Genomic DNA, 11,743 nt, shown 5'->3' on the forward strand with positions numbered 1-11,743 from the left:
AAAGAATCCAGAGCCACAAGCAAAAAGATCTCTATCAACTACTACCTTCCAATTGGGAGAAACATAAAATCAAGTAGCTCCTCAAAGCATAAAATCCAACAACTCAAAATTAATCTATATGGGTTCGTCGGATGCTTACAAGTAATGTTTAGCTACTCTCTTCGCTATTTTACCCTATAGTATATTGGTCTGAGGAAGGTCAGCTACTTTTGCTTCCTGTTCATCGATCCCAAATTGATCGGTGACCGCTTTGGTTTTCCGGATGTAATCAAACCTTGGCTTAGTAGCTATTTCCTTCACAAGGTGCACACCACCAAATAATTCTGCCAACATTCCATGGACATAGTTTCGAAAGAAAAATTCACACCGTTAAACCTAGCTAGAACTACTTTTAAGCTTTAACCGTTTGTGTTTATAGTATACAACTGAAGTAAAAAATAACAAAGAATAATTTTGGCTTACCGGCTTAAATAAACCATTCAGTTTATAAAATCCAGATGGTTTAATCTAAGAAAGAATGAAACTCAACATTAAAAACACCTTTATAGAAGAATTACCGGCTGACCATGTTTTGGACAACAGTCGAAGGCAAGTTAAGTCTGCTTGCTTTTCTTATGTAAGGCCAAAACAAACAGCAGATCCAAAACTTATACACGTTTCTGATGATATGCTGAAAAATTTAGGCTTAACAGAAGCAGATAGTAAATCCACCGATTTTTTAAATGTGTTTACAGGAAATACTGTAATGGAAAACACAAAACCATATGCCATGTGCTATGGTGGCCATCAGTTTGGCAACTGGGCAGGTCAATTGGGTGATGGCAGGGCCATTAACTTATTTGAAGTAAAACATGACCACAAGCAATGGGTTGTTCAGCTTAAAGGAGCAGGTGCTACACCCTATTCTCGGTCAGCTGATGGATTAGCGGTGTTGCGTTCATCCATTCGGGAGTACCTATGCAGTGAAGCCATGCATCACCTAGGCATAGCAACCACCAGAGCTTTATCTTTAGCATTAACGGGAGACGAGGTAATGCGTGATGTTTTGTACAATGGCAATGCCGAATATGAAAAAGGTGCTGTAGTTAGCCGTATTTCTCCCAGTTTTATTCGCTTTGGTAGTTTTGAAATTTTTGCCTCAAGGCAGGATACGGAGACATTAAAAACATTAATAGACTTTACCATAAATCACCATTTCCCTCATTTGGGCACTCCTTCGAAGGCCGTTTATATCGCTTTTTTTAATGAAGTCGTACAAAAAACTTTAAGTATGATTGTCGATTGGCAGCGTGTGGGCTTTGTACATGGAGTGATGAATACTGATAATATGTCTATTTTGGGTTTGACCATAGATTACGGCCCATATGGTTGGCTGGAGGGTTTTGAAGAAGGTTGGACACCAAACACTACAGATCTTCAGCAAAAGAGATACCGATATGGCAACCAACCCAATATAGGACTATGGAATTTATACCAACTGGCCAATGCCTTGTACCCATTAATTGAAGAGGTAGAACCTTTAGAGGATGCATTGAATCAATACAGAACAGAATTCCCTAAAGCCATGGCACAAATGATGCGTGGCAAAATAGGTTTAAAAACAAATGATCATAGCGACAAAGCTATAATCCAGAATTTGGAGACCCTTCTTCAATTAACGGAAACCGATATGACGATTTTCTTTAGGAATTTGGCAGCCTTTAAAAAAGACAAGCCGGATGAAGGCCTGGAATTGATTAAAGAGGCATTTTACACTCCCACAGAAGTGACCAATACCATTAAGCAACAATGGCAAGATTGGTTTCAACATTATGCTACCCGTTTGCAAATGGAAACAGTCTCGGATTCGGAACGGAAAAAAGCCATGAACGCAATAAACCCCAAATATGTATTGCGCAATTATATGGCTCAACTGGCCATTGACGATGCTGACAAAGGTGATTATGCGCTTATTGATGAGTTGTACCAATTATTGAAAAAACCATACAGCGAGCAACCTGAAAATGAAAAATGGTTTACCAAACGACCTGAGTGGGCAAGGCATAAAGTAGGCTGCTCTATGTTATCCTGTAGCTCTTAATATGAAAATCCTATAAGCAATCCAATCAATGAAGTGGTTTATGTAAGGATAAGGGACAAATGGATCTAAACCGGCAAAGCTATGCTATTGGATTTTATTCATAAACTTCCTATTGGGTATTCAGAGGTGCTTTATGCTGGTAGAAAGTATGGGGTTACCCGTGCAGACTTTAATAGTGGGATGAGTATTAAAGTTTACGCTGAGGAATTGGGGGGCACCAATTTTATCAGTTTGAATTATTATATAACCTCCAGTAAAGAGTTGCTAAAACCCTGCGAAATGCCTAAAGAGAAAGTTATTCATTTTTTAAAAAACCTTCAGGTGATAGGTTAATTACAATCCAATATATAATTCAGGTATTCCTCTTCACTGATTCACCCCTGTTTTTGCAAAAATATCCTGCAATTCTTTTTCAATTGGAAAAGACTTCAAAGGGGGCACATTTGCTCTTCCGGGATTGCCAACAGGTACTATACCTACAAAGGACTTCACTCCTCCAAAAATCAATCTTGAAATTTGTCCGAAAATTTCTTTCAAACTTTTAATCTTAAAACCAAATTGCAACATTTTCCAGTGAACATAACTGTGTTCGTAAGGGTATCTTTGTCCCAATATATGGGCTTTTTCCAAATGCATCCATGCATTTTCTAGATTTCCAGCATTGTACTCAATGCTATACTTCTTAATCTGCTCTTTAAAATAAGGTACTAATTTAGTGGGAATCGAAGTGTAAAGTTTCATACTTAAAACTTTTAGGATTTATATTGGAAATGTACCTTCAAATCCCTAACGATTTTTACCCACCAAATGGTTGAGGGTAAATCACTTTTTTTAATAAAAAATCATTGAACCTGAAACATTCAATAGATAATCTATTACGTGCTGAAATCGCTTCAAAATCAGCCACTTCGTTGCTGTTTTCAATTTCACCATAGCGGTGCTATGCTAAAATATCCAAACAGCCTGATTTTCTTGCGATTGCAACACTTCCCGTAAACACGGAACAGGCATCACCCCTGACCTTGTCAGGGCAGAGAAATCCTATTACATAATCCGGGTTGAACATATAGGTTATCGTTCAAAATCAGTAAACAAAAGCTAATCTAAGTTAAAAAAACAAGGAAAGGGATAAAATCCCTTTCCTAAATAATATTATTTACCCCACCAATTATCCAGTGAAGCAGTGAGTTTCTTCACTACCTCAGGATGTTTATCGGCTAAGTTGTTTTCTTCCAATGGATCCTTTAGAATATCGTAAAGCAAAACTTCCTGCGTGTCCTTATTGGCTACGCCAGGAACAATGATTTTCCAGGGACTAGTGATAAGAATTCTGCTCTCCAGTGTTTCTTCCTTAGCATTTACCCCTTTCATGTCATGGGCAAAATCCTGGCTGTAGATCACCTTTCTTTTCTTCAGTGCTTTCTTATCCATTATATTGATTCCTTGCATATCCGGAAGCGGGTCAAGGCCTACAGCAGCCATAGTCGTCACCGCCATGTCAATGCTACTTGTCAAATTGGAATGATCCATTTTGGGCTTTATTTTACCCGACCACTTGTAAATAATAGGTGTTCTAATACCCATATCTTGAGGGGCTTGTTTAGATCCCTCCACATATTTATTGGGCACATTTGGATCCTGTATCCAGCCATTGTCCGTGACAAAGACTACCAAAGTATTTTCAGAGAGTCCTTTTTCTTCCACCCTATCCAAGAGCTGCCCTACCGTAATGTCAAACCACTCGCACATGGCCCAATAAGCAGCAACTGATTTGGTAGGTGCTAAAGGCAAATACTTTTGGAGTAAGGAGTCCGGTGGATTGTGTGGGGAATGAGGTAAGAAGGGCGCATACCATACAAAAAATGGTTTGTCCTCTTCTATCGCATGATCCATAAAATCAAATATTGGATCCATTCCTTCACGACCTATTTTAAGCCCAACATCTCCATGTCTTCCTCCTCGGCTAGGATCACCATGCGTCATTCCATGCGTAAAACCACCCTCTTTGTAGTTTCCGCCCCACCATTTTCCTGCCTGAAAAGAAAGGTATCCCAATTTTTTCAAAACCATTGGTATGGTAGGATGTTTCTGAAATTCATCCAGGTAATCTTTATACAGTCTAGATCTGGCCATTTGCCAATCATTACTGTATCGTTTTCCCTCAAATGCGAATTCAGGATCATTACCGGTAATCCCATGCTGATAGGGATACAAGCCTGTGATAATACTGGCTAAAGACGGACTACAAAGTGGTGCTGTCACATAGCCTCTGGTAAATGTATGTCCTTCCTCCGCCAACTTGTCAATATTTGGCGTTTCAATATGTGGGTGCCCAGTAAAACCGTAGTCATTCCAAGATTGATCATCCGATAGGATATAGATAATGTTGGGTTTTTCTCCTTGGGCATAGGATGCCATTTTGGTAAATGACACCAAAATGCACATCATAAGCACCCATTTCAAAGGACGAATCCTACTTGTTTTTTTCATTTTAATTTATTTTGGTTATTGCGTTTTTAATAGCCCGAATTTTGTTCCAATCTGTTAATCAATATCTGCTCTGCAGGGATAGGTGCCAATAATTTATTCGCTGTAATATTGAAAGAAGCATCAAATAAGAAAGGTTTCATTTCTTTTTCCCTGACCCCATGAGCAGACATAACCTCCACTGCTTTGCCACTTCTCTTTAGGTCGTACCACCTTTGGTTTTCGAAACAAAACTCTACCTGACGTTCATGCATAATCAAGTCTTGTAAACTTGTTTGATCATATCCGTTTAGCGCATCTGTTAGTCCAGCACGATTTCTTACCATTTCTACAAAAGGAATGGCTTCTCCCGTTCTGCCCAAGCCATTTAAAGCCTCTGCATACATAAGTAAAACATCCGAATAGCGCAATACAGGCATATTGTCTCCACATCTATCATCAGGGGCAGAAACTGGTGGTTTGAATTTCCCAATATAGGACAAATCTCTTATTTCACCATCCCAATCGGGTCCTGTCCAGGTGTTGATTGAAACAGCTTTTCTTTTATCACCCTCCTCAAAAGCATTAACAAGATCTTCAGTAGGTATATTCCAACCTGCAGACACCATGCTTATATTCGGTCTATTTGTGATCTCTCCTTCAGAGCTCCAAGGGGCAAACATAAAAATAAACCTATTGGAAAGATCTCTGTTATTTTCAGAATACTGAATGGAAAAAAGCGTTTCAGTAAAATCAGGATTAGAAGGATCATACAAGTCCGCATATTCAGGAAGTAGACTGTATTGACCGGAATCAATCACTTCTTTGAGAACACTTGCTGCTTGGGTATAATTCTTCTGAGTTAGGTAAACCTTACCCAAAAGTGCCTGAGCCGCATATTTATTGGCTCTACCATCTTCATGAACTGCCGTAGCATTGGAGAAATGAGTGGTAGCACTTTCCAGATCACTGATGATTTGCTGGTAAACCTGCTCCTCAGTTGATCGGTCTATATTGACTGCTTCTTGGGCTGTAATGGGCGTGGTTACCAAAGGAACGCCTCCGTATTGCCGTACCAAATTAAAATAATAGAGGGCCCTTAAGAACAAGGCCTCTCCTTCTGATCTGTCTTTATAGGCTTCATTTGACCAAGAAACTCCTTCTCTGTCAATTTCTGCCAATAATTTATTGCATCGGGTGATGCCATTATAGGACAGGTCCCAGAATTGCCCATAACCTCTATTGTCAGAAGTGATGATAAACTGGTCAATTACACCTCTCACTGCTTCACCTGTTCTGATATTGTATTGGAAACTTGTATTGTCTGATATCAATTCTGCCAACACCCAATGTAAATCCTTTTCGTAATTTCTCATGGGTACATAGCAACCATTGGCCAACAGGATAAATTCTTCCTGGGTCTGATAGAAATTGCCTTCATTTAAAGTCGTCTCTGGGAAGATTTCTAGAAAATCCTCTGAACAAGAGCTCATTCCCAAAAAGACAAGTATATATAGTAACTTTTTCATGTCTGATTAATTTTTGTGAATCTCAGGTTTCGATAACAAATGCGTTTAAAAAGATAAATTAATACCTATCGATGTGGTTCTGGAAAGTGGATAAGACGTCATGTCAAATCCTGGAACCAAGGTATTGTTTTGGTTAGCTGCCTGCCCTTCAGGATTGGCACCTTTATAATTGGTAAACATGGCCAGATTTTGAACTGACATGTAGATCCTTGATCCTTTTACCACTTTCAAACGCTCCAGAAAATTACCTGGAAGGGTATAGCCCACAGTAAGATTGGATATTCTCACATAGGAAGCATCTTCTACCCATAAACTTGACACCCTGTGTCCCCAACTAGGCCTTACTTGTGGAATACCTGAATGAATCCCATCTCCAGGATTTTCTGTACTCCTCCAACGATTTTCCCAGTCTTTGTCAACATTGAAAAATCCCTGAAGATTATCTGTGGTTTGACGCAAACCATTCATAACCTGACCGCCACTTTGCCCATTGACTATTATGCCTAGGTCAATATTTTTGTAAGCAAAATTGTTGGTGAGTCCAAAAATAAAATCTGGATGTGGGTTTCCAATAATGGTATAATCCAACACATCATTGATCAAACCGTCTCCATTAACATCTTTATATTTCACATTTCCTTCGTAAACCTGAGGTGTTTTTACAATATCAGGATTGTCCATATCCTCAGGAGTGTACACACCTTCCAACACAAATCCGTAAAACTGCCCAATTGGCTTTCCTACTACAGAAACGTGAGTGGGATTTCCATCATTATTGCCTGCAAGAATTCTAACTGTATTGTCATTAAGAGACATCACTTTGTTTCTATTGAATGCAATATTGGCATTCACATCCCAATTGAATTCCCCAACATATGGTGAGCCACCCAAGGCAATTTCTAGCCCCATATTTCTTACATTTCCCTGATTGATCGTTTGAGAATTAAAACCTGTTATGGTAGGAATAACATCATTCAGCAACATATTATTGCTTTCTCTACGATACAAGTCTATCAATAGACTAAGTCTGCTTTCCAAGAATTGAAAATCCAGTCCTAAATCAAACTGATTGGATTCCTCCCATGTCAAAAAAGGATTGGAAAGCCCTACTGAAGAAGCGGTAACTTGATTGGTACCAAATACATAAGATCCAGCACTTATGGAAGCAAGGTGCGCATAGTTACCTATATTATTGTTTCCACTTTTACCATAACTACCTCGAATTTTAAACTCATCCACCCAGTTGATATTTTGGAAAAAATCTTCCTCAGAAACTCTCCATGCTGCAGCAATAGAGGGGAACAAGGCAAAGCGGTTTTGATTTCCAAACCTTGAAGACCCATCCGAACGGAAAGTAGCTGTCAATAGGTATTTGTCTTTCAGCGCATAATTCACCCTTCCCAAATAAGAAATCATGCTCCACTCATTGATTGCTTCTCCCCAATTATCAATACTTTGAGCCGCATTAATGGTGGTTATAAGGTCATTTGGAAAAGGGCTTGCTCCTAATGAAATATTATTGGAAGTAAACTTTTGGGTAGTGTATCCAAGTAGAGCATTTATCCTATGGTCTCCTCTGGTTAAATCATAATTTACTGTATTCTCTATCAGCCAATCAAAGCTGTTACTTCTGGAATTATAAGAGGAGCCTGTCCCTGGCGTAGGAGGCCTGTTAGATGCACCAATAGAGCTTGGTATGTACTGCTCATATTTCGACACTTCAAATATTGTATTTAAGGAGGACCTAAATCTTAAATTTGGCAGAATCTCCAACTCAGCAAATGCCAATCCAAGGTTTTGAAAGGTGTTTTGTTGCATTTTCATTTCCTGTAAGGCAAACAAAGGATTAACAAAACTCCAAGCCGAGTGAAAGCGACTTTGAGGTGCTACAATATATGGCTTAATGTTTCCATTGGCATCATATGGAGTAGAAATTGGGTTGGCCCAAATACTCACACCCAAAATGTCATTTCTATTTAGATTGGTGTTGGCCCTATCTTGTTTGATAAAGGTAGGTTGAATAGACGCTCCTATTTTAAGTTTATTGGTGACATTACTTTCAATACCCAGGTTACTACTGAATCTTTCTATGCCGGTATGTTTCAATACCCCCTCTTGCTTGAAGTAACCTAAACTAAAATTAATTCTAGAATCTTTGGTTCCTTTTTGCATGCTAAAATTATGGTCCTGAATTTTAGCTGTCTGTAAAACAAGATCATACCAGTCTGTTCCCTTACCTGATAGGGCATCCAAATTCCTATATTCCTCAGGATAATCCGCCAAGGTAGGTTCTCTTCCTTCAGTTTGCCTAACTCCGATATCAATTCTATCGCGTTGAAATTGGGCAAATTCTCTTTGATCTAAAAGTTGTGGTCTACCCTTCTGTGGTACTTGTTGAACACCTACCATGGAAGAAAAATTAATGGTTGTCTGGTCAAGCTCACCTTTTTTGGTAGTAATCATTATTACTCCATTGGCACCTCTGGAACCGTAAATGGCCGTAGAAGAAGCATCCTTTAGAATAGTAATAGACTCAATATTATTTGGGTCTATAAACATCAAAGGGTTTAGGGTTTGGTTCATCCCCGAAGAATAAGGCATTCCGTCGATTACATAGAGCGGTTCATTGCCTGCTCCCAAGGATCCACTCCCTCTGATTTTAACTGAAGTACCTGCTCCAGGTGCACCAGATACTTGCTGGATTTGAACACCTGCAACTTGTCCCACCATTTTCTGATCCAAGGAAGAAACTGGAAGATTTTTGATCGCTTCCTGGTTTACAGATGAAACAGCTCCCGTAACATCTTCTTTTTTCTGAGTTCCATATCCTACTACTACCACCTCTTCCAAGGCAGCTTGATCATCCATCAAGGTGATTGAAAAAGTAGTTTGATTACCTACAGTGAAGGTTTGGCTTTTATAACCTATAAAGGAGATTTTAATCACCGCCCCAGCCTCTGCATTCAATGAGAATTTCCCATCAATGTCAGTGACAGTACCGGTGGTGGTACCATCAATAATTACCGTTGCTCCGGGGATAGGGTTGCCACTTTCATCTACCACAGTTCCATTGATAGGTACAAATGCATTATCCGAATCCTGTGCAGGTGAAACTAGTTCAGAAACTTTGCCTTCGTTATTTTCAGATTCAAGACCGGGCTTTACATAAATTGTATTGTTTACTCTTTTGAACTCAAATGAAGTAACCTGCGCCAGGTGCTGAAGTACCTCTTTTAGATTGCTTTCTTCATAAGAAAAGGTAAATCGATTCTTATCCTTGACTACTTTTTGATTGTAGGTAAAGTTAAAAAGGGTTTTTTCCTGGATGAGTCCCAGCACCTCTTTAAAAGTATTCGATTGAACGCTTATACTTAGACTAACATCCTCTAAATTTTGGCTTTTCGAGGTGGTCGCCATTAGAAATTGCATTGCAATCACCTGTACAAGGAAGGCATATAAAAGCCTCTTTGATACCATGATCAATAGTTTTAGTAAATTAATTTCCATAATTTTAAATGCTTAAAATTCTTTTCGGGTTAGTTAATTGATGAGTGTTTTGAGCTGGATCCAGAACTGTTACAGCAGTTACTGGATCCTTTTCTTTTTCGCAAAGTATTACATAGGCTTTTAAGATTTATTTACAATTTTTAAGATCTATATTAATTGTTTTGGTACTTATATCTGTTTGGTATTCAAAATCCAAAATGTGCCGCAATCCCAGTAAGATCGTTTCTATCCGCTCTCCAGTATAAGCTCCAGTGATCACACATTCAATTTCTTTTTGTGGCATATTCACTTCAATACTGACACCATATGCACGCTCCAAAATTGAAAAAACAGATGCCACTGTCTCCTCCTCAAATACCAATTTTCTAGTATGCCAACCAATAAAGAAATCTGGGTTCACTTCATTCACCTGGATTTGATCGGTATTTACAATGGCCTGTTGGCCTGGATTTAGTTCAACCCCTTCATTGGATTTCAAATTGGCAACTTTAACCCTACCGCTAGTTACTGTGATCTCAGGTTGAAAGTGTGTATTCACATTGAAGGAGGTTCCTAAAACAGTTACCTCTGAGGTTTCCGTAACCACTTTAAAGGGTTTCTCAGGATTTGGCTTGATATCAAAAAATGCTTCCCCGCTCAAATAAACTAGGCGGAGCTCTTCGGTAAAAGCTTTCGGAAATTCAAGGCTGCTATTTTCATTTAAACGCACCTTACTGCCATCTGATAAGGTAACGGTTGATCGCATCCCCTGTTCAGTCCTCTTCACTAGCATCGGGATTTCAGCTTGTAGATTTGACATTTCCCATACGGCCAAGCCTATTAAAGCAAAAAATAAAAGTACGGCAGCAAATTTTCTAACCACCAAGTATACGCTCTTGCCTGAGGATTTTGGCCTCCCTTTGGATTCTATTTTTTTCCAAATGTTTAATTTTGCTGCATTTATTACATTTTGGGAAGGAGCTTTACCCAAATGTGCCAATTCATCTAGTAAAGAATCAAATTGACCATTCCTTTCAGGATCTAACTTCCCTGACCTGTATTTATTTGCCCACTTAATTAATTGCTTCAACTGCATAAAATTCCAAAGGGTTATATAGGGAAGTACCATAACACCGAAGGATCAGCTAGTCGGAGCCGAAAAAAAATCTATTTTTTTTTGTTTAGGCTAAATTATTTGCGGGTTTTGACCTAAATAGGCGATTTAAGTAAAAAAAAAGTATCGCATTAACACCAACTGACCAAGCAAATTACTATAAACTCCAAGGATTGCCTTAGTAGGTACAATGCTCTTTTAATGTGATTTTCCACGGTGAAAACAGAAATCCCCAATTTTTCAGAAATCTGCTTGTTGCTCAAATAACTAAACCTACTGAGGGTGAACACATTTCTACATTTTGCAGGCAATTTTTGAATTCCGCTCTCTAACAACTTACGGGTCTCTCTTTCTTCAAGGTATTCATCAGTAGAGCAAATTCCCTTTGTATTTTTAATGAAATCCAACTGCTCTTTGCTCCATTTATTCTTTCGAATTTCTTTCGCAATTTGATTCCTTGCCGCACCAATAAGGTAAAATAGTACTGTAGGATGACTTAAGTTTGGTGGTTTTTTCCATATGGAAATAAAAATGTTTTGAACCACATCTTCGGATGTCTCGCGGTCTTGCATGACCTTGTACACATATCCAAATACCGAATCAAAATGGCGCTGGTAGAGCATCTCAAAAGCACGATGATTTTGATGTTCCCTAATTAACTGTAGCAGTTCTTGGTCACTATGGGTTTTAATATTGGTCAATTTTTGGGTCTATTCAACTAGCAATACGCTAATTAAAAGAATAAAATGCACAATCCAAATAAAGATATTCAGAAGAAAATACCTACACAAGTAAAACCAAAGAGATAGATTTTATAATCATATAAATAAAGAAGTAAATACAGGTCTATTAGACTACAACCTCTTCGCTATGGTTTAGAGTTAACTATTAAGAATAATTTTAACCCGGATTATGTAAAAGAATTTCTCCGTCCTGACAATAGTCAGGGGTGAAGCCTGTCCCTTGATTACGGGAAGTGTTGCAATTGCAAGAAAATCAGGCTGTTTGGAGATTTTAGCATAGCACCGCTATGGTGAAATTGAAAACAGCAACGAAGTGGCTGATTTT

10 protein-coding genes are annotated in these 11,743 nt (G+C 38.7%); 3 read left to right on the forward strand and 7 right to left on the reverse strand.

Annotated features, from left to right (window positions below; genetic code table 11):
* On the forward strand, window positions 1–180 hold a 180-nt coding region (locus tag AC13EX_RS00040), incomplete at its 5' end, for a hypothetical protein (protein WP_482891037.1).
* On the opposite strand, the gene AC13EX_RS00045 is transcribed toward AC13EX_RS00040, so the two are convergent.
* Window positions 175–333, reverse strand: a complete 159-nt coding sequence (locus tag AC13EX_RS00045; protein WP_482891038.1) for a hypothetical protein — start codon at window positions 331–333, stop codon at window positions 175–177. The genes AC13EX_RS00040 and AC13EX_RS00045 overlap by 6 nt on opposite strands.
* A gap of 184 nt (window positions 334–517) precedes the next feature.
* Here AC13EX_RS00045 and AC13EX_RS00050 point away from each other — a divergent pair, with 184 nt between their 5' ends.
* On the forward strand, window positions 518–2,080 hold the full coding sequence (locus AC13EX_RS00050; protein WP_482891039.1) for a protein adenylyltransferase SelO: 1,563 nt from the start codon (window positions 518–520) through the stop codon (window positions 2,078–2,080).
* 81 nt (window positions 2,081–2,161) lie between these two features.
* Window positions 2,162–2,413, forward strand: coding sequence for a peptide methionine sulfoxide reductase (locus AC13EX_RS00055; RefSeq protein ID WP_482891040.1), 252 nt, complete (start codon window positions 2,162–2,164; stop codon window positions 2,411–2,413).
* 33 nt (window positions 2,414–2,446) lie between these two features.
* Here AC13EX_RS00055 and AC13EX_RS00060 read toward each other — a convergent pair whose 3' ends face one another.
* The 6 genes from AC13EX_RS00060 to AC13EX_RS00085 form a co-directional block, all read right to left on the reverse strand.
* Window positions 2,447–2,821: a DUF3703 domain-containing protein gene (locus AC13EX_RS00060; protein ID WP_482891041.1), complete on the reverse strand. Its 375-nt coding sequence runs from the start codon at window positions 2,819–2,821 to the stop codon at window positions 2,447–2,449.
* Between the two features lie 411 nt (window positions 2,822–3,232).
* Window positions 3,233–4,570 (reverse strand): sulfatase family protein, encoded by a 1,338-nt coding sequence (locus AC13EX_RS00065; protein WP_482891042.1) that lies wholly within the window; start codon window positions 4,568–4,570, stop codon window positions 3,233–3,235.
* Window positions 4,571–4,596: 26 nt separating this feature from the next.
* Window positions 4,597–6,075 carry a RagB/SusD family nutrient uptake outer membrane protein gene (locus tag AC13EX_RS00070; protein ID WP_048644019.1) on the reverse strand — a complete coding sequence of 493 codons (1,479 nt, stop codon included), beginning with the start codon at window positions 6,073–6,075 and terminating at the stop codon, window positions 4,597–4,599.
* 45 nt (window positions 6,076–6,120) lie between these two features.
* Complete coding sequence (locus AC13EX_RS00075) at window positions 6,121–9,582, reverse strand: SusC/RagA family TonB-linked outer membrane protein (protein ID WP_048644020.1); 3,462 nt, start codon at window positions 9,580–9,582, stop codon at window positions 6,121–6,123.
* Window positions 9,583–9,709: 127 nt separating this feature from the next.
* Window positions 9,710–10,690: a FecR family protein gene (locus AC13EX_RS00080; RefSeq protein ID WP_482891043.1), complete on the reverse strand. Its 981-nt coding sequence runs from the start codon at window positions 10,688–10,690 to the stop codon at window positions 9,710–9,712.
* 116 nt (window positions 10,691–10,806) lie between these two features.
* Window positions 10,807–11,376, reverse strand: a complete 570-nt coding sequence (locus tag AC13EX_RS00085; protein ID WP_048644022.1) for an RNA polymerase sigma factor — start codon at window positions 11,374–11,376, stop codon at window positions 10,807–10,809.
* Between the last annotated feature and the right edge of the window lie 367 nt (window positions 11,377–11,743).

The sequence above is a fragment of the Cyclobacterium sp. L-R genome (assembly GCF_056859355.1).